The sequence below is a fragment of the Bradyrhizobium diazoefficiens USDA 110 genome (assembly GCF_000011365.1).
Classification (GTDB): domain Bacteria; phylum Pseudomonadota; class Alphaproteobacteria; order Rhizobiales; family Xanthobacteraceae; genus Bradyrhizobium; species Bradyrhizobium diazoefficiens.
In genome coordinates, this window is sequence record NC_004463.1 from 6,669,826 (window position 1) to 6,694,951 (window position 25,126).

The following is a 25,126-nucleotide window of genomic DNA, read 5'->3' on the forward strand; positions in this document are numbered from 1 at the left end:
ACGCGACGCACGTCCTGCGGGCCGGGACGAAGGAACGGCCCCCGGCTCGAACACAGGAACTGCGAGGTAGGAGGAGCAAGCGATGACGTAACCCCATCAACAGGTTCCAGCCAAGGTCTGCGAGAGGATGAGACGAGATGGAGGTTCGGTCTTCCCGGCGCATGCGAACACTGGTGACCCAAATGGCCCAATCGAGGCCTGTCCGCTAATGAGAACGCACGCGCGCTGATATCCATGATGGCCCGGAGAGAATGCTCCAATCAAAGGCCGGATACATTGATGCAAGACCACTCACCACCTGATCGACGAACCTCTTGCTACGCACGGCCGGACCATACATTCGGGTCACAAGCCGCCGATCACACTCAAGGTGGCAGACTTCCGCTTTGCGTTGGTAAGCCGACTTTATGAGTACATGCCCTAGGCGCAGATCGTCGCCCTATTTGTGCAATTGGGTGAGACCGGTCGGCGGACCGTCGACCGCGGTCCAGCCGCCATCGACGAACAGCGTGCTGCCGCTGACATAGCTGGCCGCGTCCGAGGCGAGATAGGCCACCGCCGTTGCGACCTCGTCGGCGCTGCTCCAGCGGTTGAACACGGTGTGGCCGGCGTAGAGATTGTAGATGTCGGGCCGCTGCTTGAACGGGCCGGTGAGCGCGGTCTCGGCGATGCTCGGCGCGATGGCGTTGACGCGCACGCCGGCATGACCGACCTCGGAGGCAAAGCCCTTCACCAGGAGGCCGATCGCCGCCTTGGTCGAGCCGTAGACGCCAAGGCCCGGTTCGATGGTCACCGCACGCACCGACGAGCAGGCGATGATGCTGCCGCCCTTCTGCCCGACCATGATGCGGCCGAAAGCCTGGAAGAACCAGACCGTGCCCTTGACGTTGAGGTTAAGGACACGGTCGAGATCCTCCTCGGTGTAGTCGAGGATGGTCTTGCGGATGTTGAGCCCGGGCGTCGTCACGGCAATGTCGAGCCGCGGGAACTTCTGCATCACGCTCTTGGCGAGCGCGTTGACGTCCGCAGCGATCGCGGCGTCGCAGCTAGCAGCTTCCGCCCAGCCACCCTTGTCGCGAATGCCCGCGGCGGTCGCTTCCGCTGCATCGAGCGCCCGATCGGCGCAGACGACACGGGCGCCGAGCCCGGCCAGTGCTTCGGCCGACGACTTGCCGATGCCCGAGGCGGCGCCGAGCACGACGGCCGTCTTGCCGGTGAGATCGAAGAGCTTGCGATAGTCGGTCACGGACAGATTCTCCCTGTTGTTGTGACGCAAACTACGCAAGCCCGCTGCGCCGGCCAAGTGCCGGCGCGCGCACGGCAGCTATCCCTTGTATCCCATCAGCAGGCGCGGCAGCCACAGCGAGAATGCGGGAACGTAAGTGACGAACATCAGCGCCGCGATCAGCGCGGCGTAGAACGGCAGGATGGTGCGCATCACCGCGCCCACCGAGATGCCGCCGATGGCGCAGCCCACGAACTGCGTCGTTCCGACCGGCGGAGTGTTCAGCCCCAGCGCGCAGTTGATCAGCATCAGCATGCCGAACTGCACGGGATCCATGCCCGCCTTCATCGCGATCGGCAGGAAGATCGGGGTGCAGATCAGGATGGTCGCCGCCATGTCCATGAACGTGCCGAGCACGAACAGGATGACGTTGATGAGCAGGAAGATGATCCAGGGCTGCGTGGACACCTTGCTCATCAGGTCGCCGGCGAAATCGGCCACCTCGTAGAGTCCCATCAGATACTGGAACATGGTGGAGACGCCGATCAGCAGCAGCACCACGCCCGTCGTCTTCACCGCCTTGGCGGCGGCCCGCAGGAAGTTCGGCAGGGTCATGGTGCGGTAGATGAAGAACGTCAGCAGGATCGTGTAGGTGACCGCGACCGCTGCGGATTCAGTTGCCGTGAAGACGCCGGACAGGATGCCGGCCAGAATGATGCCGACGATCAGCAGGCCGGGCAGCGCCGCCGCGAAGGAACGGAAAACCTCGGACCAGCCCGGAAACTTGCCGGCCGGATAGCCGCGCTTCACCGCGACCGCGTAAGCGGCGACCAGCATGCACACCATCAGCACGAGCGCCGGCAGCAGGCCGGCGGCGATCAGCGCGCCGATCGATACCTTGCCGCCGGCGGCCAGGGCATAGATGATCATATTGTGGCTGGTCGGCATCAAGGCTCCGACCAGCGAGGCGTGGGTGGTGACGTTGACGGCGTAGTCGGTGTCGAAACCTTCCTTTTTCATCATCGGGATCATCACCGCGCCCATCGCCGACACGTCGGCCACGGGCGAACCGGATACGCCGCCGAACAGCGTGCAGGCGACCACGTTCGACATGCCGAGCCCGCCGCGGATGTGTCCGACGAGATTCTTGGCGAGCTGCACGATCTTGTCGGCGACGCCGCCATGCAGCATCAGCTCACCGCTGAAGACGAAGAACGGAATGGCGAGGAACGAGAAGATGTTCATCCCCGACATCATCTGCTGGAAGATGACGGCAACCGGCAGCCCCTCGTAGAGGATGGTGCAGATCGCCGAGAGGCCGATCGCGAAGGCGACCGGAACGCCGAGGATCAGGAAGCCGAAGAAGGAGGCGCCGAGGATGATCAGTTCCATGAGGGGACGACCTCTTCGCCGCGCAGGAGAGCAATGATGTGCTCGATTGAAAAGGACACGATCAGGACGCCGGAGGCGATCAGCGGGACGTAGCGGATGACCTCGGGAAGGCCGAGATTGGGAATCTTCACGGTGCCGACCGACGCCCCGAGGATCCAGCCGTTGTAGGCCATCGCAACGCCGAACACGGCGACCAGAACGTGGATCACGAGCTCGATCTTCTCACGCACATTATCCGGAAGCATCACCAGCAGGCTGTCCATGCCGATGTGTCCGGCATCGCGCACGCCGACGGCGGCGCCGATCAGCGTGACATACAGGATCAGGACCAGCGCAAGGTTCTCCGTCCAGGTCGGGCTGGAGTTGAGCACGTAACGTCCGAACACCTGGTAGAACACGATGGTGACGATGACGAGCAGGCCGGTCACGGACAGGTACATGCCCACGCGCGCAACGGGGGCATTGATCCGCGACAGCAGGCCGGTGGACGGGCGTCCGGCGACCTCCTGCTCGTGGCTTGCGACGTGAGGGTCGGTCATTCCCGCATCTCCCTGCGAGGGTCCGGTGTCACCTCGCGGCGACGCCGGACCCGACGCTGTGGCCTTACTTCGTGTCCTGGATACGCTTGACGAGGCCCTGCAGCTTCTCGTCGCCGGCGAACTTGGCGTAGACCGGCTTCATCGCGTCGACGAATTCCGCCTTGTTGGCGATCGTGACGACCTGGACACCGGCCGCCTCGACGGTCTTGCGGGACGCCTGCTCACGCTCGTCCCAGAGCTTGCGCATGACGGGCACCGATTCCTTGGCCGCCTTGCGGATCATCGCCTGATCCTCCTTGCTCAGCGTGTCCCAGACCTTCTTGGACATCACGAGAACCTCGGGCGCCAGGGAGTGCTCGGTGATGTTGTAGAACTTGGCTGCCTCGAAATGGCGCGAGGACTCGTAGGAAGGCCAGTTGTTCTCGGCCGCGTCTACGAGACCGGTCTTGAGCGCGGTATAGACCTCGCCATACGGCATCGGCGTCGGGTTGGCCCCGAGGCTCTGGATCATGCCGACCCACAGGTCGGATTGCTGGACGCGAATCTTCAGACCCTTGAGGTCCGCGAGCGACTTGACCGGTGCCTTGACGGTGTAGATGGACCGGGCGCCGCTGTCGTAATAGGCAAGGCCGACCAGGCCCGCGGGCTCCATCGCCGCCAGGATCTCGTCGCCGATCGGCCCGTCAAGGACGGTGCGCATGTGCTGCGTGTCGCGGAAGACGAAGGGAAGGCACAACGCGATGGTCTCGGGCACGAAGTTGTTCAGCGGCGATGCGTTGATCCGCATCATGTCGAGCGCGCCGATCTTGAGCTGCTCGATGGTGTCCTTCTCGGAGCCCAGGGCGCCGTTGGGAAACACCTTCACGCCGAGCTTGCCGCCGCTCGCCGTCGCGAGCTGCTTGCCCATGAACTTGACGGCCTCGACGGTCGGATAGTCGGCGGGATGGATGTCGGCGGAGCGGAAATCGCGTGCGGTCGCCAAGGGCGCTGAGACCGCGAGCACAGCGGCTGCGATGATACCGGTGAGTGTCTTCATCTGGGCTTCCTCCTGAGTTTGATTATTTCGTTGTCGGGCAGTTGCTGCGCGCCGCCTTGGGTCGCTCCACTTCAGGTGTAAAGTCAAGCGTTACAAACGCACCACCTTGGTAGGATTGCGCGGCGGAGTCGAGCGGATTTGACTGGTCGGTGATCACGGCGACGGAAGGTGCGAGCTTCATCGCGCCGTCTCCGGCGGGGACTTGCGCGGCAGGTGCCGGCTTCCCTGAAATCCCGCCCCGCCATCGGCCGATGCCGGATGCGAGGTGACGATGCTCGTCATACCCATCGACGTTCCTCTGGTTCTAGGCTCGGCCGCTATTGGCTGCGGCTTAGAGGTGCGGACGAGACGGTCGCCCCATCCTTGTGCGATGCGCGCTTCATCAGCGCAATGTCGCCAGTCTCGTCCCTAGGGCGGGCGGCATTCTGAGTCCAAGCCAAATCCGGCATCGATCAATGCTGGAGTTGCATCGATCGGCCACGCCGTCGCTCCACGAGGGCGATCGAGGAAATGTCCGTTTTTCCGAATATTCGCACACCGGCGCGTTACTTGACGCCACCGGTGCAGCCCCGACAAAATGCTGCGAAACAGACCGGAACATCTCGAAGGGAATGCCCATGCCGCGGACGCTGATCGATATCTCCGTGCCGCTCAGAAACGACGTGACGTCCGACCCGCCGGGCAATCACCCGACGATCCACTACATCGATCACCAGCAGGGCCTGCCGCGCATGCTCCAGTTCTTCGACGGCCTCAAGGCGCAGGACCTGCCGGACGGCCAGGGCTGGGCCGTCGAGCAGGTCTCGTTGTCGACGCATAACGGCACGCATCTCGATGCGCCCTGGCACTTCCACCCGACCATGAATCGCGGCGAGCGGTCATGGACGATCGACGAGGTGCCGCTGGAATGGTGCTTTCAGCCCGGCGTGAAGCTCGACTTCCGGCACCTGCCCGATGGTTATGTCGTGACCGCCGCCGACGTCGAAAAGGAGCTCAAGCGCATCGGCCACACGCTGTCGCCGCTGGAGATCGTCGTCGTCAACACCAGCGCGGGCGCCAAATTCGGCCAGGCCGACTACGTCAATTCCGGCTGCGGCATGGGTTACGAGGCCACCATGTATCTGCTCGAGCGCGGCGTGCGGCTGACCGGCACCGACGGATGGAGCTGGGACGCTCCGTTCGTCTACACCGCGAAGAGATATGCCGAAACAAGAGATGCCGGCCTGATCTGGGAAGGCCACAAGGCGGGACGGCACATCGGCTATTGCCATCTCGAGAAGCTGCACAATCTCGATCGATTGCCGTCGGCCGGCTTCACGGTCTCATGCTTCCCGGTGAAGATCGAACGCGCCTCCGCCGGCTGGACCCGCGCGGTCGCCATCATCGACGGTTAAGCGAACGCAATCACTCGCCGCCGAGGCCGCTTTCGGCGAGCTCGCGCAGCGCATCGGTGTCGAGCACCACGATGGCGCCGTGCTCTAGGCGAACCCAGTTGCGTCCGGCCCAGGCGCGCAATTGCTTGTTGATGCTCTCGCGCGTCATCCCCACCATCTCGCTGATTTCCTGCTGGGTGATGGCGAGCGTACCGCTGCCGGAGTCGAACTTGCGCTCTTCGGTGAGACCGAGCAGTGCGCTTGCGAGCCGGCCCGGAAGATTTTGCAGGATCACCTGCTCGACCTGCTGGCTGGTCCAGCGCAGCCGCGCGCAGAGCAGCTCGATGAATTTCATCGCCAGCGCCGGCTGGCTCTTCACGAACGGCAGGAAGTCGCGGCGATCGATGATGTAGAGCTCGCAATTGGTGTTGGCGGTCGCATCCGCCGAACGCGGCGCACCGTCGAGAACCGCGATCTCGCCAAAGATTTCTCCGGGACCGATGAGATTGAGAATGGCATTCCGTCCGTCGGGCGAAGAGGAGGATATCTTTACCGTCCCCGAGATCACCGCGAACAGGTTGTTGCCGGGGTCGCCCTTGGCGGCGATCGTCGCACCGCGCTTGACGGTGGTGTGCTTGGCGTAGCGGCAGAGCTGATCGAGCGCATCCGGCTCCAGATCCGCGAAGATCGGGTGCTTGCGCAGGACCGATAATTTGTTCGCCGCCGATTGTCGGGGGTCGCCGGTCTTGTCCTGAGGCACGCCGCTGGGCTCCTAAGACTGCGAGGCACTGGAGTTCCTGCGTAGTCAGTGTTGCCCGGCATTTCAACCGGAAAGCATGCGCGCGCTTTAAGGCAAATGCGGCGAAAATGCCCGCCGCCCGGCTCAAGGGCCGCATCCGAAGGATGCGCCAATGCATCCCGGTCGATGCAGAGTTGCAGGCACCGCACGCCGCGATTGCGTTGAGGCGCTGCCGGACAGCCAAGAGCCGGCCCGGCGAGCGCCGGCGCTTAGCGCGTCAGAGGAGGCTTACGATCAGGGGCTTCAGCGCTTGGAATCGGGGTCGAGCCGGCCCGCGCTGGTTTGTCGGTCCGCCATGCCAAAGCTGCGGCGAAAGTGACGAAGATCGCCACGACGACAATGGTCATCAGCAACGCGTCAGTGGGCATCATGCTCCTCCCGGGTGTTTGAGGGGCATTATTTGCGGCCGGTGGACGGCGTCATTGATCGGGATCAAAAATCCGAGAGCATCGTGAAAAGGCTGTCAGGCCGCGGCCAAGGCCTCGACGCGAGCCGGGTCGAGCAGGCTGATACCGCCATGAATGATGGCGATCGCTCCGTGGCGTTCAAGCTTGGTAAAGGTGCGACTGACGGTCTCGATGGTCAGGCCGAGATAATCGGCGATGTCCTGCCGGCTCATCGGAAGTGGAACCGTGTCGGACGCCCCCTTGAGCGCGAGCAGCCGCTCGCGCCAGCCAAGTAGAAAAGCCGCAACCTTCTCGTCCGCCGAGCGGCGGCCGAGCAAGACCATATGGTCGCGTGCCTGGCTCAACTCGCGAATGGCCAGCTCGTTGATCCGCCTGAGCAGTTGCGGCCGCTCCTCGATGAAACGACCGAAGGGCGCCTTCGCGAACTGGCACACGGTCACCGCGCCGATTGCATCGGCGGAAAAATTGTGGCGGCCGGACAGATTCATCCCCAGGAAATCGCCGGGCAAGGCGAAGCCGACGATTTGCCGCCGGCCGTCGGGGAGCAGCTTGTACAGCCGCATGACACCTTCGAGAACGTTGTAGAACGAGGTCGTGATGTCCTCCTCGGAGAACACGGTCTCGCCTGAGGAAAAATGGACACGGCGTCCGAGATGCTCGAATTCCCTGAGCTCGGCCGCATCCAGCGACGAACAAACCGCCGATGTGCGTATGGCACAATCGCTGCAGAAATGCCCGTTTGGTTCAATCATGACCACGGAAGGCTTCATCCACCGCTCCTAGCGTCGGTCCAGCTCCGCCCCCCGGCCGAGTCCGCCATACGCACCCGCATTTTACTGCACCCTCACAAACGCGGTTGACCCAGATCAATTCTGGCGGGTCTCCTCTCTCTATTCTGCGCCGAGAGTTCGACGGGATCCCGCCTTCCATGCTTCACCATGCGCTCCGCCAGGGCCTGATTGGCCTCTTTCTGATCACGCCTGCGCTGGCGGCACCGACCGCCGAACAACGCGGAAAGGCCTTTGCACGGGCCAATTGCGCGCGCTGCCACGCGATCGACCGCGTCTCCGAGAGCCCGCTCAAGATCGCCCCGCCGCTGCGCACGCTGCACCGGAATTATCCGATCGCGACCCTTGGCGAGGCGCTGGCCGAAGGCATCTACACGGGCCACGCCGACATGCCCGCCTTCGAGCTCAGTCCGGACCAGATCCACGACCTCCTGTCCTACCTCAAGACGCTGGAATAGGCGGCCTCACACCGCCAGCACCGTCCAGCCGATCAGTTCCTTGGCGATGCGGGCGAAAGCCGCGTCGAACGCTGCGACCGCAGCGGCCGGTTCGACCTTGTCGAGCTTCTCGCTGGTCTCGACGAGGCGGGACGCGACCACCTTGCCGTTCTTGTCGACGATCCGCGCCGATAGTCCGATCTCGACCCTTGTCTCGCCGTCCGTGGCAATCCGGAAGCGTCTGATGTCGATCAGCAGTTGGTAGTCCGCCTGCCCGAGATCGCTCGTGCGCAACGGCGCATGGGCGATGTCGTAGTTCTCGAAGCTGTCGATCAGCCGCGCCTGCACCAGCTTTGGAATGCTGTCGGCCCAGAGGAAATCGGCAAAGCCTGGATTATCCCCGACCGGCGCAAACAGCATGCGCTGGGTCTGGAGCATCGCGACCGCGGTCGGCTCGGGAATGGCCAGCGACGCAGAAAGCGTCTTGGCGGCCGGTCCGAGGTTCTGCGGCGTGCGCAGGTCATAGGTGATCTTCTGCGCCGGCGCGCCGCCGCCGGTCATCTTCTCGAGACCCGCCAGGATGCCGTCGAGCTTGCCGGTGTTGCGCGCGAGCCCGTCGGAGAACGTCTTGAAATTCGCGATGGTGTCCTTCAGCGGGCCGGAATTGTCCTCCAGCACCGAATCCACCCGTCGCAGCGCATCGCGCGCCGCCTGCGTCATGCTCTGGCCGGCGCCGGCCTCGGCGATCAAGGTCAGGGGCTCGCCGGATTTGGCGACGATCATGCCGCCCTCCAGTGTCACCACCGGCACGCCGGTCAGCCCCTGGAAATCGAGCCCGACCCTGGTGTCGGCGCGCACCGGCGTGGCGGAGGCAACCGAAATCGTCGCATTAACGAAGCGTGGATTGTCCGGCGCGAGCCCAAGCTGGGCCACCTCGCCGACGCGGATGCCGTTGAACAACACGCCGGCGCCAACCAGGAGCCCCGGTACCGGTCCCTGGAATTGCACATGGTAGTTCGTGCGCGGCCCGATGCCGCCGGTGTTGTTCAGCCAATAGATGAAGCCGAACACCGCGAGGATCGCGGCCAGCACGAAGGTGCCGATCAGCACGTAGGGAGCGCGGGTTTCCATGTCTCATCTCATCTCGTGTTGCAGCATCTGCGAGCGCTTGCCGTGGAAATAGGCGCGCACCCAGGGATGCTCGGATTGCAGCAGGTCGCGCATCGGGCCGATCGCAACGATCTTGCCGTCGGCGAGCGCGGCCACGCGGTCGCAGACCGTGGTGAGGCTGGCAAGATCATGGGTGACCATGAACACGGTCAGTCCCAGGGTCTTTTGCAGCGTCTTAATGAGCGCGTCGAAATCGCCGGCGGCGATCGGATCGAGGCCGGAGGTGGGCTCGTCCAGGAACAGGATCGGCGGATCGAGCGCGAGCGCGCGCGCCAGCGCCACGCGCTTGGTCATGCCGCCGGACAGCTCCGCCGGATATTTGTCGGCGTCCTGCGCCCGCAGCCCGACCATTTCGAGCTTGGCGATCGCGATCTCGTCCATCAGCTCCTGCGACAGGACGAGATTTTCGCGCAGCGGAAACTGGACGTTCTGGCGGACCGTCAGCGAGGAGAACAGCGCGCCCTGCTGGAAGAGGATGCCCCATGTCGCGGCCGCGCCTCGCGTGCCGCGGTCCTGCGTGCCGCCAATCTCGTGCCCCATGACCTCAATGGTACCGCTTCGGCGCGGGATGAGGCCGATGATGGTTCGCATCAACACTGACTTGCCGCCGCCGGACGCCCCTACCAGCCCGAGGATCTCGCCCTTGCGGACGTCGAGCGAGAGATGGTCGAGCACCGTCTGGCGGCCGAAGCCGACCACGAGGTCGCGGACGCGGATCGCGAACTGTTCCTGCGGTTCGCCCATCGTCACATCCCGATCGAGGCAAAGAAGATTGCGAACAGGCCGTCGAGCACGATCACCAGGAAGATCGACTTGACCACCGACGTCGTCGTCTGCCGCCCCAGCGACTCGGCACTGCCCTTGACGCGCAAGCCCTCGCTACAGGCGACAATCCCGATCACCAGCGCCATGAACGGCGCCTTCAGGATGCCCACCTCGAAATGGGTGACGGAAATGGCCTCATGCAGCCGTGCGATATAGATCGCCGGCCCCATGTCGCCGTAGAACTGCGCGACCAGGCCGCCGCCATAGAGCGCGGCAATCGATCCGATGAAGGCGAGAATCGGCAGCGCGATGACCAGCGCCGCAACACGCGGCAGGATCAGGACGCCGACGGGATCGAGCCCCATCGTCGACAGCGCGTCGATCTCCTCGCGCATCTTCATCGAACCGAGCTCGGCGGTGTAGGCGCTCCCCGACCGGCCGGCGACCATGATGGCGACGATCAGAACGCCAAGCTCGCGCAGCACGAGGATGCCCACCATATCGACGGTATAGGACTCAGCACCGAACCTGCGGAAATGGAAGAATCCCTGCTGGGCGATAATGGCGCCGATCAGGAAGGTGATCAGCGCGACGATGGGAATCGCCTGCCATCCGATGCGGTAGAGCTGGTAGACCAGCGACGTCAGCCGCAGCGACCGCGGCCGGCGCAGCACACCGAAAATGGCCATGAACAATGCGCCGAGCATTTGCAGGAAGATCGTAATGTCTTCCCGCGCGCCGACCGTGGACTTGCCGAGATCGCCGAGCCTGAGCAGAAGCGGATTTGGCGCAGCTGCCGGCGCCGGCGTGTGGCGGTTAACCTCACGCACCTCGTCCATCAGGCCGCTGAAATGATCGGCGACGCCGACGAATTCGGCCGATCTGCCTGACGTTGCGGCCCTGCGCGACAGCTTCTCCAGGACCCAGGCGCCGAGCGTATCCAGCGCGCTGACCCCCGACATGTCCAGCGTCACGGCCCTGGATCGATCGACATCCGCGCCGACCGAGCGGGACAGAGTTTCGAGCATCGCCACATTCGCCGCGGTCCAGGACCCTTGCGGGCGCAATTTCAGCCCGTCGCCAGACGGCGTTGCCAGCAACAGCGGTTCGGAGTTCACGCTTCCACCTCATCGGGACAATCGGTCCCCATTCAGCCGCCACTTCTAGGCCAGCGTGTGGCGGGCGGTTTGACCTGTCTCAAGGGCAGGCCCCTGCCCACCCCTTGACGCAAATCAAGCGCGGTCACGCCGGCGGGTCTTAGGTTCGCTCCATTCAATGGAGACATCAAGTCCATGTTCGACAGCGACAGGATGAGCGAAGAACTGCGGACGTTGAAGGTGGACGTCACCCGCCTGCTGAGCACGGCCGGCGAGGAAATGTTCGAGAGTTCGAAGGACCGCGCCGAGGCTCTGGCCGATCAGATCAAGGCCGCGCTTGCCGAGCTCGGCGAAACCGTCAGCGACGAGCAGGAGCAGCTTCAGGGCCTCATCGCGGAGCGCCCGATGACGTCGCTCGCCTCCGCCTTCGCGCTCGGCGTCGTCGTCGGCTTCATGCTGAGGAGACACTAGGTGAATACCGAGAACGTCGTCAAACATCTGCGCGTGCTGTGGCGGACCGACAGGATCATCGCAGACATCAGGCTGCGCCATCTGCTGGTAGGCCTCGGCCTGCGCGCCTTTGCGGCATTGATCGCGGGATTCGGGCTCCTGATGCTGGAGCTGTCGGCCTATTTCGCGCTGGTCCAGATCTGGGGCGCCATTGCGGCAGCGGCCATCCTTGGCGCCGTCAATTTTGCCATCGCGGCGGTCCTCTTCGTCATCGCCGGGCGTGCTCCGTCCGGCCGCGACATCGAGCTCGCCAATGAGATTCACGGCGCATCCATCGAGGCCCTTCAGCTCGAGGCGCGCGCGCTCCAGGCCGAGGTGTCGGGCGCGGTGCATCATCCGCTGAGCACGATCGTGCCGGTGCTGGTGCCGCTGATCGCGATCATCGTCAAGAGCCTGCGGAAAACGACCAAGGGGACTGCCGCTGCAACGTCGGCCGAAGCGCGCTCCTGAAGCGCGATGAGATTGGGATGAATCGTCATCGCGCTTTGGGTTGTTGTTTGAGCATGATCTTTTCGGAAAACCGCCACGCACTTTTCCGGATCATGCTTTAGCCGGCGCGCTCAGAGCTTCAGCCGGACATCGCAGATATCAGGCTCGTTCGGATCCGGCTTGACCTCGAAACCGAGCTGCCGGCACATTTCGAGCATCACGGTGTTCTCCTGAAGCACGTCGCCCGATATGACCTTCAGCCCTTCGGATCTCGCGTAGTCGATGATCAGTTGCATCAGGGCCCATCCGAGCCCCCTGCCCTTGAGATCGGACCGCAGCAGGATCGCGTATTCGCCGCTCTCGTAGATCGAGTCCGAATGGAGCCGGACCACGCCGACCATCTCGCCGGTCGCCTCGTCGAATGCGATGAAGGCCATCGCGCGCGCGTAGTCGAGCTGGGTCAGGCGCGCGATGAATTCGTGGGTGAACTCCTTCATCGGCGCGAAGAAGCGCAGGCGGAGGTCGTGAGGGGTCACATGACGCAGGAACTCATGGATGGTCGGCTCGTCGTCGGGGCGCAACGGCCGCGCGAAAATGCGCCAATCGTCCTTGAGCTTGAGGCGGCGCTCCCACTGCGACGGGTAGGCGCGAACGGCGAAATTGGCGGGGCCTGAGCCGGCAAACTTCCGCTGCGACGGCCCCACCGCGACACGGGCGTCGACTGCCGTCACGCCGGTCTCATCCGCAAGCAGCGGGTTGATGTCGAACTCGCGGATCTCAGGGATATCGGCCGCCATCTGCGCGAGCTTGACCAGCACCATGGCGACGGCGTCCTGCTTGACGGCCGGCACGTCCCGGTAGGCGCGCAGCAGCCGCGAGACCCGCGTGCGGTCGATCAGGTCGCGGGCGAGTTGCACATCGAGCGGCGGCAGCGCCAGCGCCCTGTCATTGATGATCTCCACCGCCGTTCCGCCCCGGCCGAAGACGACGACGGTGCCGAACGTGGGATCGTCGGCAAGACCGAGGATCAGCTCGCGCGCCTTCGCCTTGACGACCATCGCCTGGACGATGACGCCGCCGATACGGGCCTCGGGCCGCAGCTTCCTTGCCCGGGCGAGAATATCGGAGGCAGCCGCACGCACCGCCTCCGGCGTCGTCAGATTGAGCACGACGCCGCCGACATCTGATTTGTGCACGATGTCGCGCGACATGATCTTCAGCACGACGGTGGCACCTTGCGCGAACATCTCGTTCGCGTACGCCACGGCCTGCTCGACGTCGGCCGCGGCATAGGTCGGCACCATCGCGATGTCGTAGGCTTCGAGTAGGTGCTTGATCTCGACAGGCTCGAGCCATTTGCGGTCATCGGCGATGGCTGCGGCTACGATCTGCCTGGCCGCCCGGGCGTCAGGCACGAACGTGTCGGGCATTGCAGGGGGAACCTGGCTCAGTTCCTCGACCACTTCGCGGTGCCGGACCAGATGCATGAAGCCGCGCACCGCATCGTCCTCGGTCGGATAGTTCGGAATGCCCCCGCCGGAGAGCGTCTGAATGATCGCTTGATCGGCCCCGACCCAGGCGGCAAGCACCGGCTTTGCCCAACTGCGGTGCTTCTCGCGATATTTGCCGACGAGCTCCGTCACGGTCCTCGCGATGTCGGAAGCCGAGGCGATCGCCGTCTGCACGTTGAGGACGAGAACGGCGTCATTGTCGGGGTCGGCGAGCAGCACCTCGAGCGCCGCCGCGTAGCGCGCTGCATCGGCATCGCCCACGATGTCGACGGGATTTGCGCCGGACCAGGTCGGCGGCAGCGCGTCATCGAGTTTCTTGCGGGCATCCGCCGAGATGGACGCGGGAATTCCGCCAAGCTCGACCAGTCGATCGACGGCGAGGACACCGATGCCGCCGCCATTGGTCAGAATGGCGAGGCGCTTTCCGGTCGGCGATTCGACGCGGCCGAGCGTCTCGGCGCAGTCGAACAGCTCGCGCAGATCGGAGACCCGCAGGATACCCGCGCGGCGGAACGCCGCATCATAGACGGCGTCGGCACCCGCAAGCGCGCCGGTGTGGGTCGCTGCCGCCTTCGCACCCTGCGCCATGCGGCCGGACTTCACCACGACAACCGGCTTCACACGCGCCGCGGCGCGTGCCGCCGACATGAATTTACGCGCGTCCTTGATGGCCTCGATATAGAGCAGGATCGCACGGGTCTTGTGATCCATCGCGAAATAGTCGAGCAGGTCGGCAATATCGACGTCGATCTGGTCGCCGATCGAGACGATGCCGGAGAAGCCGACGCCGCGCTGCGCGGCCCAGTCCACCATGCCGGCAGCGATCGCGCCGGATTGCGAAATCAGCGCGAGATTTCCTGCTCCCGGCATGTGCGCGGCAAAACTGGCATTGAGGCTCACGCCGGGCATCATGATGCCGAGGCAGTTCGGCCCGATCAGCCGCATGCCGTATTTGCGAGCCGCGGCGATCACGGCCTCTTGCAGCGATCCCGGCCCATGGCCGAGTCCGGCCGTGACGATCAGTGCGCCCGCCGAGCCGCGCCGTCCGGCCTGGTCGATGATGCCGGGAACCTCCCGGGCCGGCGCGGTGATGACCACGAGCTCGGGCACGAATGCCAGCCTGTCGAGGCTCGCCACTGCGGCAACGCCGCTGATCTCGGCATGACGCGGATTGACGAGGCCGAACTGTCCCGTGAATTCAGCCTTGCGAATGTTCTCCAGAACGGCGCGCCCCACGGAAACCGGACGGGCGCTCGCCCCGACAAGCGCAACCGAACGCGGCGACAGCAGGTTCTTCAGGCGATAGGTGGACATGAAAGCAAATGCGCCCCGTCGGTGGTGGTTCCGATGGTTGAAAGATCAGGCCGGCAAGCTGGCGGCGAGCCTAGTGGGAGATCATAACCCAGCACGGTGGCTGGCCAATGACAGTCTTTGTCACACCACCCCAGACGATCTCGTTCAGGCGCGAATGATGATAGGCGCCCATCACGATCGCATCGATGGCATTGGAATTTGCCCAACTTCCGAGCACCTTGCCGATCGAGCTGCCGCCGCCTTTCGCCGTCTCGAACGAGGCCTGGACACCGTGCTCGCTCAAATGATCGACGAGGGCGGTCCCGGATTGCACGATCGCGTCGGTCTTGTCGTCGGCCACGGTCACCACGCGGACCGAGGCCGCAGCCTGAAGGATCGGCAGCGCGTCACCGACCGCCCGCGCCGCGCGCGCGGAGTGATCCCAAGCGATCATGACTTTCTCGAATTCCGGTCGCAGCACGTCCACATGCTGCTCCGGGCAGAGCAGCAGCGGCCGCCCGGATTCAAACAGGATCGTCTCGATGATGTGCTCCGTTCGGCTGTCGTGCGACTTCACGGGAACCAGCGTGAGATCGCTGAAACGCGCCTGTTCGGCCAGTATCGACGCAATCTGGTCCGCCGGCACCTTGCCCGACCGGCTTTGGGTCCGAACGTTGGCGCGAGCCGCCGCATCAGTGAAGGCATTCAGAAGATGCTGCACATCGTCCGCTCCAAGGGGCCCCTTTGCCACGGCGGCATCGGGATCATCGGGGAGCAGCACCATCGGCCGCACGAAAACGTCTTCCTCGAGCGCGAGCGCGGTGATCCTGGCGCCGAGGTCGGCGGCGACTGCCACGCATTTCTCGATCGCAGCAACGGCCGGTCCGCGCGGCTGGCCGACAAGCGGCAGAAAAACGTCCTTCAGGGGCATCGGGGTTCTCCTTGCCACCAGAATAGGCCGGCTTTCGTCAACACCATTGATCCTCATCAAGCCTTTTGATCCTCAACAAGCCTTGGGGAACCGTCCAGACGGGCAAAGGCGAGCATTGAGGGAGGTCAAGGACCGGCCCCGCGCTGTCATTCTATGGATAGTTCGATCGGAGCGGTTCGCCCCGGAGAGACTGATGCGTGCGATGGTGTTGGCTGCCCCGCGAGCACGGCTGCGGATGGAGGAGCGCCCCGATCCAATCCCCGGCGAAGGTCAGATCCGGGTGAGAGTCAGCGCCTGCGGCGTCTGCCGGACCGATCTTCACGTCGTCGACGCCGAATTGCCCGACATCCGCTACCCGATCGTACCTGGCCATGAAATCGTCGGCCGTATCGATCTCGTCGGCCCCGATGTCGCAACGCATGCGCTGGGTGACCGGGTCGGCATTCCCTGGCTCGGGTTCACCTGCGGAAACTGCCGGTTTTGCCGGGAGGGCATGGAGAACCTCTGCGACCGCCCGCTCTTCACCGGTTATACAAGGGACGGCGGCTATGCAACGCACGTGGTCGCCGATGCGCGCTATGCCTTTCCGCTGGGCGAGGCCGGCGACGACGTGGCTCTCGCCCCTCTGCTGTGTGCAGGCCTGATCGGCTGGCGTTCGCTGGTCCTCGCCGGCCAGGCTGAGAGGCTGGGCATCTACGGCTTCGGCGCCGCCGGCCATATCGTCGCGCAAGTCGCGGTCTGGCAGGGGCGCTCTGTCCACGCGTTTACACGGCGCGGCGATCTGGCCGCGCAGGACCTCGCCCGCCGGCTCGGCGCCGTCTGGGCGGGCGCCTCGGACGAAATGCCCGACACACCGCTCGACGCCGCCATCATCTATGCTCCCGCCGGCGAGCTCGTGCCGGCCGCGCTGCGCGCCGTTCGCAAGGGTGGCCGCGTGGTCTGCGCCGGCATCCATATGAGCGACATTCCGAGCTTTCCGTACGACCTGCTCTGGCAGGAACGGCAGCTGATCTCCGTTGCCAATCTCACCCGACAGGACGGTCTCGATTTTCTCAGGATCGCTCCGCAGGCGGGCGTGCGCACCGAGACGACCGCATTCCCGCTCGATCAGGCCAACGAAGTTCTGGACATGCTGCGGAATGGACAGATTCTTGGCGCCGCCGTGCTCAGACCCTGACCTTATCTCGGAATACCAGCTTCGATGACAGACGAAACGGCTGCCCAGGAACGGATCTTCACGGCGCTCTGCGCGCATCCGGGCGTGATACGGATCGATACGCATGCCGCGTCGGTGTTTCTCGACGGCGGCCGCGCGCTGAAGATCAAGCGGGCTGTCCGGTTTCCGTTCCTCGACTATTCGACGCTCGAGAAACGCAAGGCGGCCTGCGAGGAGGAGATCAGGATCAACCGGCCGCTGGCGCCGCAGATCTATCACCGCGTCGTGGCGATCACCGAGGAGCCGGACGGATCGCTGCAGGTCGACGGCCGCGGCCGGCCGGTCGAGTATGCGGTCGACATGTCCCGCTTCGACGAAACCCGGACGCTGGATCATCTGGCGAAGGCCGGCCCGCTGGATGCGAACCTCGCTTCGGCTGCCGCTGATGCCATCGTGGCGTCGCACGCGATGGCACCTCGCGCCGACGGCACGGCATGGGTTGCCTCCATCCCCGGCCTCGTCGATGGAAACGGCGACGGCTTGCGGAAGGGCAACCATCTCGAAGCCGAAGAGATCGAGCAACTCGGCGAAGCCTCGTACACGATATTGCAGCGCCTGCGGCCGCTGCTCGAAGAACGCGGCCGTCAGGGATACGTGCGCCGCTGCCACGGCGACCTGCATCTTGCGAATATCGTTGCGATCGACGACCAGCCGGTGCTGTTCGACGCGATCGAGTTCGATGCGAGAATCGCAACTGTCGACGTGCTCTACGACCTCGCGTTCACGCTGATGGACCTGCTGCACCACGGTCAACCGCTCGCAGCCAATATCGTCCTGAACCGGTATCTCGCCGCAACGCCGCCCGAAAACCTCGATGCGCTCTCGGTCCTGCCGCTGTTCATGTCCATTCGCGCGGCAATCCGCGCCCAGGTGGCGCTGGCGCGGCTGACGCGGCCCGATGCCGACCGGACAGGAATTCTTCACGAGGCGCACCGCTACTTCGATCTCGCCCGGGCTCTGATCCACCCGCCCACCCCGCGCCTGATTGCAGTCGGCGGACTATCGGGCACCGGCAAGTCCGCCCTCGCCCGCGCGCTGGCACCCAACGTCGCGCCGCAACCGGGAGCCGTCGTGCTGCGCAGCGACATCATTCGCAAGCAGCTGTTTCAGGTGGAACACACCCACCGGCTGCCGCCGTCCACGTACCGGCCCGAGGTCACGGCACGCGTCTACGAGGTCCTGGTGCAGAGCGCCCGACAGGTGCTGGCGCAAGGCCATTCCGCAATCGTCGATGCCGTCTTTGCAAGCGAATCCGAACGGGAGCAACTGGCCGCCATGGCCCGCCAATGCAACGTGCCGCTGAGCGGACTATTCCTCGTCGCCGACCTCGCGACCCGTCAGGCGCGCATCGGCGGCCGCCACGGGGATGCCTCCGACGCCACGCAAGAGGTTGCTGCGCAGCAAGAGCACTATAATATCGGCCATGTCGATTGGGCGACCATCGATGCATCCGGGACACAAGAGCAGACGCTCCAGCGCTGCCGGGACGCAATCGCAGGGCAAAATAAGGCAATCTGATTGACGCGGGCAAGGATGTCGCAACCCACCACGAGTTCGACCGCGACCGCGCGCGCCAAGCCGGCGACGCGGCGCAATGCCCTGCCCGGCCGCCTCAGCCCCGGCATGGCCTGCGATACGGCATTCCGGATCATCGCCCGCCGCCACCTCGGTGCGGTCCTTGCCCAGCACGACGGCACTTGCCGCGGCGATCCCGACGCGCTGCACCAGATCCGCATCGCACTGACGCATCTGCGCACCGCCATCCGCTTCTTCTCGCCCATGGTGGACGACACGCTGCGGCCGAACGTCTGGGCCGAGCTGAAATGGCTCAACAGCCAGCTCGGCCTGGTGCGGGATCTCGACGTGGCGATCGAGCGGGTCGTCGCCGAGAGTGGCGACGAGCTCGCCGTGATCGCCGAGCTCCAGCACTGGGACGAGAAGCGCGCCGAGAGCCACCGCCTGCTCGCGCGCGCGCTGCAATCCGCGCGCTACAAGCGCCTGGTCGAGCAGACCTCGGCGTGGATCGAGAGCGGGCCCTGGTCGACCCGGCGCAGCAAGGAAGCCGTCAGGTTGCGCCGTTGCTCGCTCGCCGACCACGCGACGGCGCGGCTGACCGAGTGGGAAGAGACGCTGCTCAGGAAGGCCAGGAAGCTGCGCAAGCTCGATGTCGAGAAACGACACAGGTTGCGGCTTCTCAACAAGCGGCTGACCTATTCGATCGAGTCGCTCACGGACCTGTTCGATGACGATTCCCTGGCGAAGCAGAAGTCCATCCTCAAGCAATTGCGCAAGGCACAAAGGTCCCTCGGGCAATTGAACGACGATGCGCGCGGGCAAGCGCTGGCAGCGTCGTTGAACGGCGCCGGCCCCGAGGCCGGCATTCGCTTCCTCGACCGCAAGCGGGAAAAGAGGCTGCTGCGAACCGCCTCTACGGCCTACCGGAAGCTGGATAAGGCCAAGCCCTTCCGCTCGTCAGACCTTGCTCCGAACGCGGAGCCCAAGGATTAGCTGTGGACGTAGTCTCCCGGCGCGTCGGGCAGACCGTCAGCACCCCCGACACCGATCGACGGTGGATCACAGGGCTCACCTGAGCGCGCCGCCAGCCATTGGGCCCATTCCGGCCACCACGATCCCTCAACACGCGGCGCCAACTTCAGCCACTCGTCCGGGCCGACATACGGCGCATCCGCGGCCTTGGTCATGACCTGATAGGTGTGCCAGGGCTCGTCGGGAGGCGCGACGACGCCGGCATTATGGCCGCCGTTGGTCAACAGGAAGGTTACGTCGGCATCAGCCTGATAGTGGATCTTGTAGACGGATCGCCACGGCGCCACGTGGTCGGCGAGCGTGCCCACCACGAACATCGGCGCGTGAATGTCGGAGAGCGAGACGCTCCTGCCCTCGACGCGATAGCGGCCTTCGGCCAGATCGTTGTCGAGGAACAGCTTGCGCAAATACTCCGAGTGCATGCGATAGGGCAGCCGCGTGGCATCGGCGTTCCAGGCCATCAGATCGCTCGGCTGCGAACTCTCGCCCATCAGATAGTCACGCGACAGCCGCGACCAGATCAGCTCGTTGGAGCGCAGCAGCTGGAACGCACCGGCCATCTGTGTCGTGTCGAGATAGCCGCGCTGCCACATCATGTCTTCGAGGAAGGCGACCTGGCTCTCGTTGATGAAGAGCGTCAATTCGCCGGCCTCGGTGAAGTCGGTCTGGCCGGCAAGGAGCGTGATGGTGCCGAGACGGCCATCGCCGTCGCGCGCCATGGCCGCCGCGGCGATCGACAGCAACGTGCCGCCCAGACAGTAGCCGAGCGCATGGGTCTTCCGATCGGGCATGATCCGGCCGATCATGTCCAGCGCAGCCATCACTCCGAGCTTGCGATAGTCGTCGAAGGCAACATCCCTGTCCTTCGCATCCGGATTGCGCCAGGAGATCGCGAACACGGTGAAGCCTTGACCGGTCAGATACCGGACCAGGGAATTTTGCGGCGACAGATCGAGGATGTAATACTTCATGATCCAGGCCGGCACGATCAGGATCGGCTCGGGTCGCACTTGCGCGGTCGTGGGATGATACTGGATCAGCTCGATTAGATCGTTGCGGTAGACGACCTTGCCGGGCGTAGCTGCCACCGTCTTGCCGACGACGAACTGCTCGTCACCCGCCGTCTTTGAGACAGAGAGCAGCCGCATCAGATCGCTACACCAGTTCTGCCAGCCGAACACAAAATTCTCGCCGCCGCTCTGGAACGCCTTTTCGAGAACCTGCGGATTGGTGGCCGCGAAATTCGACGGCGCCAGCATGTCGAGCATCTGGCGCACAGAGAACTCGACGACGGCTTCATTTGCATGCGACACGCCACGCACGCCGGTCGTGGCATCGTGCCACCAGCGCTCCGACAGCAGGAACGCCTGCGCAAGCAGATTGAACGGCGCGGTCTCCCATTGCGGGTCCTTGAAGCGACGATCGCGTCCCTGCGGCTCAATCACGGACCACGGCTTTTGTGAGGTCGCGTGCGCGACGGCTTGCAGGAGCATACCGGTATCGCGAAGACCGTTACGGAACATCTGCATCCGGCGCTCCGGCGCCGCGGCAAGATGCGTGCTCCAGTCGAGCCAGGCGAGCGACAAGGCCACAGGCGAAATCCCGCCCGTGAACCGCGCCAGCACCGCATGAAACGCGCGGTCGAAAGGGTACGGCTCCGATGCAGGCAGGGAATTGGCGACGACCGGCTTCTCAGGGATCCTTTCGGGGATCGTCGCAGGGGCTTCGGCAGCCGAATTGGCGGGGAGAGCCTGTGCCGGCGGCTCTTCGGCCCGTGGAAATACCTTCACGACGCTCATGGCTGAATGATCCTGCGGGCTTCTGGTCTATGTCGGCAACAGGATATGGCGACGCTTCCGATACGTGTTGAGCTGCATCAAATCCGGGCACGGATCACAATTGCTCAACCAGGGAGAAGCGGCCTGGATCGCTTGACCTGAGTCAAACCACACCCCGACGGCCGGGCTAGGTTTTGCGCATTGAAATTCGACAAGCCAGCGGAGTCGTCCATGCGCGCCCATCAGATCATGACCCGGTCGGTCATCTCGGTCACCCCCGATACCAGCATCGTCGAGGCGGCCAACATCATGCTGAAGCGGCACGTCAGCGGCCTCACGGTGGTCGACGACACCGGCAAGCTCGTCGGCGTCGTCTCGGAAGGAGACTTCATCCGCCGCAGCGAGATCGGCACCGGGCGCAAGCGGGGGCGCTGGTTGCGGTTCATCCTCGGTCCGGGCAAATCGGCCAGCGACTTCGTCCACGAGCACGGCCGCAAGGTCTCGGAGGTGATGACCGCCTCGCCCGTGACCATCACCGAGGACACGGCACTCGCGGAGATCGTCGACCTGATGGAACGGAACAACGTGAAGCGCCTGCCGGTGGTACGCGGCGACATGGTCGTCGGGATCGTGTCCCGCGCCAACCTGTTGCAGGCTGTCGCAGGGCTCGCCCGCGAGGTGCCCGATCCGACGGCCGATGACGATCATATTCGCAACCGCATCATCGATACCATGGAGAGGAACGATTGGTGCCCGTTCGGACTCAACGTCATCGTTCGCGACGGCATCGTTCACCTCAGCGGCGTCATCACCGAAGAACGCGCACGGCAGGCCGCGGTCGTCGCGGCGGAGAACGTCGAGGGCGTGAAGAAGGTGCACGACCATTTGTGCTGGGTCGACACCATGTCCGGCGTTTATCTGAACTCGCCCGAGGACGACGACCTCGCCAAAGCGAGCTAACAAGGCAAGCTGAGGAAGCAACCGCGGCTCAGCGGGGAATGACGGCGGTGGCCTCGATCTCGACGCGCGCCGCCTTCTCGACCAGCCGTACCACCTGAAGCAGCGCCATTGCCGGATAGTGCGCACCGAAGATGGCACGGTAGACCTTGCCGAGTTCCTTCAGGTTCGCGAGGTACTCGTCCATGTCGACGACGTACCAGGTCAGGCGCACGAGATGCTCAGGGCGTGCGCCGGCCTCAGTCAGGATCGCGGCAATGTTGCTCAGGGCCTGCTGGACCTGCGCGACAAAGCCGTCCGCGAGACGCTCGTCGGCATCCCAACCGATCACGCCGCCGGTGACGACGATCCTCCCCTCGGCGGCCATGCCGTTGGCGTAGCCTTTCGGCACCGGCCAGCCTGCCGGCTGGAGGATCTGCGCCGCCGAAGGCGTGACCTTCTCATCGGCGGTCGACAGCACCGCGAGCTGCGGGCCTTTCGGCGTTGTCACGGACAAATGCTCCGTCCTTCCCTCATTCTGCCGCAACGCCCGACGACGTCGCCGCAGCCTGAGCCAGTTGCCGCAGGGCAAAACGCTTCAACTTGCCGGTCTCGGTCTTCGGCAATTGCGTCACAAACTCGATCGCGCGCGGGTACTTGTAGGGCGCGATCTCGCGTTTGACATATTCCTGCAACTCGGCCGCAAGTTGGGCATCCGGCGTTACGCCGGGCGCGGCGATGATATAAGCCTTCACGATCATTCCGCGTGCCTCGTCCGGTGCGCCAACCACACCGCACTCGGCGACGGAGGGATGCGTCAGCAGCACCGCCTCGACATCAGTGCCTGCGATGTTGTAGCCGGCCGACACGATCATGTCGTCGGAGCGCGACTGGTACCAGAAATAGCCGTCGTCATCCATCAGGTAGGTGTCGCCGGTGATGTTCCAGCCATTCTGGACGTATTTGCGCTGCCGTTCGTCCGCGAGATAGCGGCACCCGGTCGGACCGCGAACCACGAGGCGGCCCATCGTCCCAGGCGGCACGTCATTGCCGGCGTCGTCGACGATCTTCGCCTCATAACCCGGCACCGGCTTGCCGGTTGCCCCCGGACGGATCTCGTCCTCGGTCGCGCTGATGAAGATGTGCAGCATCTCGGTCGAGCCAATGCCGTCCATCAGCTTGATGCCGGTGGCCTTGAACCAGGCATCGAATGTCGGCTTGGGCAGTGTCTCGCCGGCGGAGACGCACTTGCGAAGCGAAGAAATGTCCCGGCCCGGAAGCTTGCCGATCATGGCGCGATACGCGGTCGGCGCGGTGAAACAGACCGTGGTCTTGTACTGCTCGATCGCCGTCAGGATGTCGTCCGGCGTCGTCTTCTCCAGCACGACGAAGGAGGCGCCGATATGCATGGGGAACAGCACGCCGCCGAAGCCGAACGTGAAGGCGAGCGGTGCGGAGCCGACGAAACGATCCTTCTGCTCGGCGCGCAAGATGTTGCGCGCGTAGCCGTCGCAGACGGCCAGCATGTCGCGGTGGAAATGCATGGTGCCCTTGGGATCGCCGGTCGTGCCCGACGTGAAGGCGATCAGGCAGACGTCGTCGGAGGCGGTATCGACGGCCTTGAACTCCGGGCTTGCGTCGGCGATCAGCGCCTCGAGCGAGTCGGCCGCGCCGTTGCCCCAATAGACGGCCTGCTTGAGACCGGGCGCCGCGGCTTTCGCCTTCTCCATCTCGTCGGCGAGCTTTCCGTCGCAGAGCGCCAGCGTGATCTCCGCCTTCTGGATCGGATAGGACAGCTCCTTGGCGCGCAGCAGCGGCATCGTCGCGACGCAAATGCCCCCGGCCTTGATCACCGCAAGATAGGTCGCGACCATCATCGGATTGTTGGCAGAGCGCAGCAGCACGCGCCCGCCGGTCACCAGACCAAGCTTACCGACCAGAACATTGGCGATGCGATTCACGAGCGCTTGCAGCTCGCGATAGCTGTAGCTGACCGCGGGGCTGATGACGCAAGGCGCGTCGCCATGGCCCTCTTCGACCCAGCGATCGAGGAAATAGCCGACGCAGTTCAATCGTGGCGGATATTGCAGCTCAGGCCGTGTGAAGATGAAGTCGGGCCACAGCTCGCGCGGCGGCAGATGTTGCCGTGCGAACGTATCGACATGGGCCGTCGCAGCATTGCCGTCAGACGAGCCCGACATTTGAACCTTGGCGGCGTTGGCCATCGCACGCTCCTTTGCGCATGGAAGCACCCGGCAGCACTAACTGGGAAACATTTTAGGCTTAAAACAATTTGGTGCAATAGTGGATTTTGGGCATCCCGTGCATTTTCCTGCGGCAAGGTGGGATTGGCGGGCGCATCGGCCCGCGGGACCTACGCCCGGCGGCGGCCAGCCGACTTCTGCGCCGACGCCTTGGTCTTGGCGAGGAGCCGCATCAGTTCGCGCACATCCTTCGGCGTCAGGTCGGCGAAGAGATCGGCGATCCAGGTCTCGTGTTCCGCCGCCATCCGGCGAAACTCGGCGCGCCCGAGCTTTGTCAGGCGGATCACCTGGACCCGGCGGTCGGTCTCCGACGTGCGCCGGTCGAGATGGCCGGATTCCACCAGACGTTCGACGAGGCCGGTGACGTTGCCGTTGGAGACCATCATGCGCTTGGAGACATCGGACAGCGTCATGCCATCGGGCGCCTTGTCGAGCTGTGCCATCAGATCGAAACGGGGCAGCGTGACGTCGAACCGCTGCCGCAGGCGGCCGCGGACCTCGCCCTCGATCAGGGTCGTGCAGGTAAGCATACGCAGCCACAGCCGAAGCTCTTCGGCGTGGTCCTCCGGCGTCTCGACGGCCTTGGTCTCGGAATCAAGCATCTGATGCAGTCATTGACGGCCGGCATTGGCGCCAGCACGGCTTCCCAACGTTTTGAGCTTCAAATAAATTGAAGCCGGCCG

General features: G+C 64.5%; 24 protein-coding genes. 8 read left to right on the forward strand and 16 right to left on the reverse strand.

Annotated elements, in window-relative coordinates; translation table 11 throughout:
- Nucleotides 1-439 precede the first annotated feature (439 nt).
- The 5 genes from BJA_RS30640 to BJA_RS30660 form a co-directional block, all read right to left on the reverse strand.
- The gene (locus tag BJA_RS30640; protein ID WP_011088796.1) at nucleotides 440-1,246 is read right to left on the reverse strand and encodes an SDR family NAD(P)-dependent oxidoreductase; all 807 of its coding nucleotides are present in this window, start codon (nucleotides 1,244-1,246) and stop codon (nucleotides 440-442) included.
- A gap of 78 nt (nucleotides 1,247-1,324) precedes the next feature.
- Nucleotides 1,325-2,617: a TRAP transporter large permease gene (locus tag BJA_RS30645; protein ID WP_011088797.1), complete on the reverse strand. Its 1,293-nt coding sequence runs from the start codon at nucleotides 2,615-2,617 to the stop codon at nucleotides 1,325-1,327.
- Nucleotides 2,608-3,156, reverse strand: coding sequence for a TRAP transporter small permease (locus BJA_RS30650; protein WP_011088798.1), 549 nt, complete (start codon nucleotides 3,154-3,156; stop codon nucleotides 2,608-2,610). The genes BJA_RS30645 and BJA_RS30650 overlap by 10 nt, the downstream gene beginning before the upstream one ends.
- A 64-nt stretch (nucleotides 3,157-3,220) precedes the next feature.
- On the reverse strand, nucleotides 3,221-4,192 hold the full coding sequence (locus BJA_RS30655; RefSeq protein WP_011088799.1) for a TRAP transporter substrate-binding protein: 972 nt from the start codon (nucleotides 4,190-4,192) through the stop codon (nucleotides 3,221-3,223).
- Between the two features lie 22 nt (nucleotides 4,193-4,214).
- The gene (locus BJA_RS30660; protein ID WP_157839411.1) at nucleotides 4,215-4,373 is read right to left on the reverse strand and encodes a hypothetical protein; all 159 of its coding nucleotides are present in this window, start codon (nucleotides 4,371-4,373) and stop codon (nucleotides 4,215-4,217) included.
- Nucleotides 4,374-4,809: 436 nt separating this feature from the next.
- Here BJA_RS30660 and BJA_RS30665 point away from each other — a divergent pair, with 436 nt between their 5' ends.
- Nucleotides 4,810-5,586: a cyclase family protein gene (locus BJA_RS30665; RefSeq protein WP_028174479.1), complete on the forward strand. Its 777-nt coding sequence runs from the start codon at nucleotides 4,810-4,812 to the stop codon at nucleotides 5,584-5,586.
- A 10-nt stretch (nucleotides 5,587-5,596) separates the two neighbouring features.
- Here BJA_RS30665 and BJA_RS30670 read toward each other — a convergent pair whose 3' ends face one another.
- On the reverse strand, nucleotides 5,597-6,325 hold the full coding sequence (locus BJA_RS30670; RefSeq protein WP_011088801.1) for a Crp/Fnr family transcriptional regulator: 729 nt from the start codon (nucleotides 6,323-6,325) through the stop codon (nucleotides 5,597-5,599).
- Between the two features lie 502 nt (nucleotides 6,326-6,827).
- Entirely contained in the window at nucleotides 6,828-7,541 is a 714-nt protein-coding gene (locus BJA_RS30675; RefSeq protein ID WP_011088802.1) for a helix-turn-helix domain-containing protein, read from the reverse strand.
- Between the two features lie 158 nt (nucleotides 7,542-7,699).
- Between BJA_RS30675 and BJA_RS30680 the strand changes: the two genes are divergently transcribed.
- Nucleotides 7,700-8,017 carry a c-type cytochrome gene (locus BJA_RS30680; protein WP_011088803.1) on the forward strand — a complete coding sequence of 106 codons (318 nt, stop codon included), beginning with the start codon at nucleotides 7,700-7,702 and terminating at the stop codon, nucleotides 8,015-8,017.
- 6 nt (nucleotides 8,018-8,023) lie between these two features.
- Here the strand turns inward: BJA_RS30680 and BJA_RS30685 are convergent, their stop codons facing one another.
- The 3 genes from BJA_RS30685 to BJA_RS30695 are packed head-to-tail and all read right to left on the reverse strand — an operon-like array spanning nucleotide 8,024 to nucleotide 11,049.
- Nucleotides 8,024-9,127 carry an ABC-type transport auxiliary lipoprotein family protein gene (locus tag BJA_RS30685; RefSeq protein ID WP_011088804.1) on the reverse strand — a complete coding sequence of 368 codons (1,104 nt, stop codon included), beginning with the start codon at nucleotides 9,125-9,127 and terminating at the stop codon, nucleotides 8,024-8,026.
- Between the two features lie 3 nt (nucleotides 9,128-9,130).
- Complete coding sequence (locus BJA_RS30690; protein ID WP_038966693.1) at nucleotides 9,131-9,910, reverse strand: ABC transporter ATP-binding protein; 780 nt, start codon at nucleotides 9,908-9,910, stop codon at nucleotides 9,131-9,133.
- Nucleotides 9,911-9,912: 2 nt separating this feature from the next.
- The gene (locus BJA_RS30695) at nucleotides 9,913-11,049 is read right to left on the reverse strand and encodes an ABC transporter permease (protein WP_011088806.1); all 1,137 of its coding nucleotides are present in this window, start codon (nucleotides 11,047-11,049) and stop codon (nucleotides 9,913-9,915) included.
- A gap of 174 nt (nucleotides 11,050-11,223) precedes the next feature.
- On the opposite strand from BJA_RS30695, the gene BJA_RS30700 reads away from it, so the two are divergent.
- Entirely contained in the window at nucleotides 11,224-11,499 is a 276-nt protein-coding gene (locus BJA_RS30700; RefSeq protein WP_011088807.1) for a hypothetical protein, read from the forward strand.
- Nucleotides 11,500-11,988: a hypothetical protein gene (locus BJA_RS30705; RefSeq protein WP_011088808.1), complete on the forward strand. Its 489-nt coding sequence runs from the start codon at nucleotides 11,500-11,502 to the stop codon at nucleotides 11,986-11,988.
- Between the two features lie 110 nt (nucleotides 11,989-12,098).
- Here the strand turns inward: BJA_RS30705 and BJA_RS30710 are convergent, their stop codons facing one another.
- Entirely contained in the window at nucleotides 12,099-14,792 is a 2,694-nt protein-coding gene (locus tag BJA_RS30710; RefSeq protein ID WP_011088809.1) for a bifunctional acetate--CoA ligase family protein/GNAT family N-acetyltransferase, read from the reverse strand.
- Nucleotides 14,793-14,862: 70 nt separating this feature from the next.
- A complete protein-coding gene (locus BJA_RS30715) occupies nucleotides 14,863-15,702 on the reverse strand; it encodes a universal stress protein (protein ID WP_028174472.1) in 840 nt (279 codons plus the stop codon).
- Between the two features lie 193 nt (nucleotides 15,703-15,895).
- Between BJA_RS30715 and BJA_RS30720 the strand changes: the two genes are divergently transcribed.
- From BJA_RS30720 to BJA_RS30730, 3 genes are read left to right on the forward strand one after another with little or no spacing between them, the layout of a single operon-like run.
- Nucleotides 15,896-16,879 (forward strand): zinc-dependent alcohol dehydrogenase family protein, encoded by a 984-nt coding sequence (locus BJA_RS30720; RefSeq protein WP_011088811.1) that lies wholly within the window; start codon nucleotides 15,896-15,898, stop codon nucleotides 16,877-16,879.
- A 24-nt stretch (nucleotides 16,880-16,903) separates the two neighbouring features.
- Nucleotides 16,904-18,436 carry an AAA family ATPase gene (locus BJA_RS30725; RefSeq protein ID WP_011088812.1) on the forward strand — a complete coding sequence of 511 codons (1,533 nt, stop codon included), beginning with the start codon at nucleotides 16,904-16,906 and terminating at the stop codon, nucleotides 18,434-18,436.
- 15 nt (nucleotides 18,437-18,451) lie between these two features.
- On the forward strand, nucleotides 18,452-19,426 hold the full coding sequence (locus BJA_RS30730; protein WP_011088813.1) for a CHAD domain-containing protein: 975 nt from the start codon (nucleotides 18,452-18,454) through the stop codon (nucleotides 19,424-19,426).
- Here the strand turns inward: BJA_RS30730 and BJA_RS30735 are convergent.
- Nucleotides 19,423-21,264: a PHA/PHB synthase family protein gene (locus tag BJA_RS30735; RefSeq protein WP_011088814.1), complete on the reverse strand. Its 1,842-nt coding sequence runs from the start codon at nucleotides 21,262-21,264 to the stop codon at nucleotides 19,423-19,425. The genes BJA_RS30730 and BJA_RS30735 overlap by 4 nt on opposite strands.
- A gap of 210 nt (nucleotides 21,265-21,474) precedes the next feature.
- Here BJA_RS30735 and BJA_RS30740 point away from each other — a divergent pair, with 210 nt between their 5' ends.
- Nucleotides 21,475-22,203 carry a CBS domain-containing protein gene (locus tag BJA_RS30740; protein WP_011088815.1) on the forward strand — a complete coding sequence of 243 codons (729 nt, stop codon included), beginning with the start codon at nucleotides 21,475-21,477 and terminating at the stop codon, nucleotides 22,201-22,203.
- Between the two features lie 28 nt (nucleotides 22,204-22,231).
- Here BJA_RS30740 and BJA_RS30745 read toward each other — a convergent pair whose 3' ends face one another.
- The 3 genes from BJA_RS30745 to BJA_RS30755 form a co-directional block, all read right to left on the reverse strand.
- Nucleotides 22,232-22,690 (reverse strand): RidA family protein, encoded by a 459-nt coding sequence (locus tag BJA_RS30745; RefSeq protein WP_011088816.1) that lies wholly within the window; start codon nucleotides 22,688-22,690, stop codon nucleotides 22,232-22,234.
- 22 nt (nucleotides 22,691-22,712) lie between these two features.
- The gene (locus BJA_RS30750) at nucleotides 22,713-24,404 is read right to left on the reverse strand and encodes a benzoate-CoA ligase family protein (protein WP_038966695.1); all 1,692 of its coding nucleotides are present in this window, start codon (nucleotides 24,402-24,404) and stop codon (nucleotides 22,713-22,715) included.
- 149 nt (nucleotides 24,405-24,553) lie between these two features.
- Complete coding sequence (locus BJA_RS30755) at nucleotides 24,554-25,045, reverse strand: MarR family winged helix-turn-helix transcriptional regulator (RefSeq protein WP_011088818.1); 492 nt, start codon at nucleotides 25,043-25,045, stop codon at nucleotides 24,554-24,556.
- Between the last annotated feature and the right edge of the window lie 81 nt (nucleotides 25,046-25,126).

Coding starts and splice junctions, on each gene's coding strand:
- BJA_RS30645 (WP_011088797.1), bottom strand. CDS start 2,617: ATGGAACTGATCATCCTCGGCGCCTCCTTCTTCGGCTTCCTGATCCTC.
- BJA_RS30650 (WP_011088798.1), bottom strand. CDS start 3,156: ATGACCGACCCTCACGTCGCAAGCCACGAGCAGGAGGTCGCCGGACGC.
- BJA_RS30655 (WP_011088799.1), bottom strand. CDS start 4,192: ATGAAGACACTCACCGGTATCATCGCAGCCGCTGTGCTCGCGGTCTCA.
- BJA_RS30660 (WP_157839411.1), bottom strand. CDS start 4,373: ATGAAGCTCGCACCTTCCGTCGCCGTGATCACCGACCAGTCAAATCCG.
- BJA_RS30665 (WP_028174479.1), top strand. CDS start 4,810: ATGCCGCGGACGCTGATCGATATCTCCGTGCCGCTCAGAAACGACGTG.
- BJA_RS30675 (WP_011088802.1), bottom strand. CDS start 7,541: ATGAAGCCTTCCGTGGTCATGATTGAACCAAACGGGCATTTCTGCAGC.
- BJA_RS30680 (WP_011088803.1), top strand. CDS start 7,700: ATGCTTCACCATGCGCTCCGCCAGGGCCTGATTGGCCTCTTTCTGATC.
- BJA_RS30685 (WP_011088804.1), bottom strand. CDS start 9,127: ATGGAAACCCGCGCTCCCTACGTGCTGATCGGCACCTTCGTGCTGGCC.
- BJA_RS30690 (WP_038966693.1), bottom strand. CDS start 9,910: ATGGGCGAACCGCAGGAACAGTTCGCGATCCGCGTCCGCGACCTCGTG.
- BJA_RS30700 (WP_011088807.1), top strand. CDS start 11,224: ATGTTCGACAGCGACAGGATGAGCGAAGAACTGCGGACGTTGAAGGTG.
- BJA_RS30710 (WP_011088809.1), bottom strand. CDS start 14,792: ATGTCCACCTATCGCCTGAAGAACCTGCTGTCGCCGCGTTCGGTTGCG.
- BJA_RS30715 (WP_028174472.1), bottom strand. CDS start 15,702: ATGCCCCTGAAGGACGTTTTTCTGCCGCTTGTCGGCCAGCCGCGCGGA.
- BJA_RS30720 (WP_011088811.1), top strand. CDS start 15,896: ATGCGTGCGATGGTGTTGGCTGCCCCGCGAGCACGGCTGCGGATGGAG.
- BJA_RS30725 (WP_011088812.1), top strand. CDS start 16,904: ATGACAGACGAAACGGCTGCCCAGGAACGGATCTTCACGGCGCTCTGC.
- BJA_RS30730 (WP_011088813.1), top strand. CDS start 18,452: ATGTCGCAACCCACCACGAGTTCGACCGCGACCGCGCGCGCCAAGCCG.
- BJA_RS30735 (WP_011088814.1), bottom strand. CDS start 21,264: ATGAGCGTCGTGAAGGTATTTCCACGGGCCGAAGAGCCGCCGGCACAG.
- BJA_RS30740 (WP_011088815.1), top strand. CDS start 21,475: ATGCGCGCCCATCAGATCATGACCCGGTCGGTCATCTCGGTCACCCCC.
- BJA_RS30750 (WP_038966695.1), bottom strand. CDS start 24,404: ATGGCCAACGCCGCCAAGGTTCAAATGTCGGGCTCGTCTGACGGCAAT.
- BJA_RS30755 (WP_011088818.1), bottom strand. CDS start 25,045: ATGCTTGATTCCGAGACCAAGGCCGTCGAGACGCCGGAGGACCACGCC.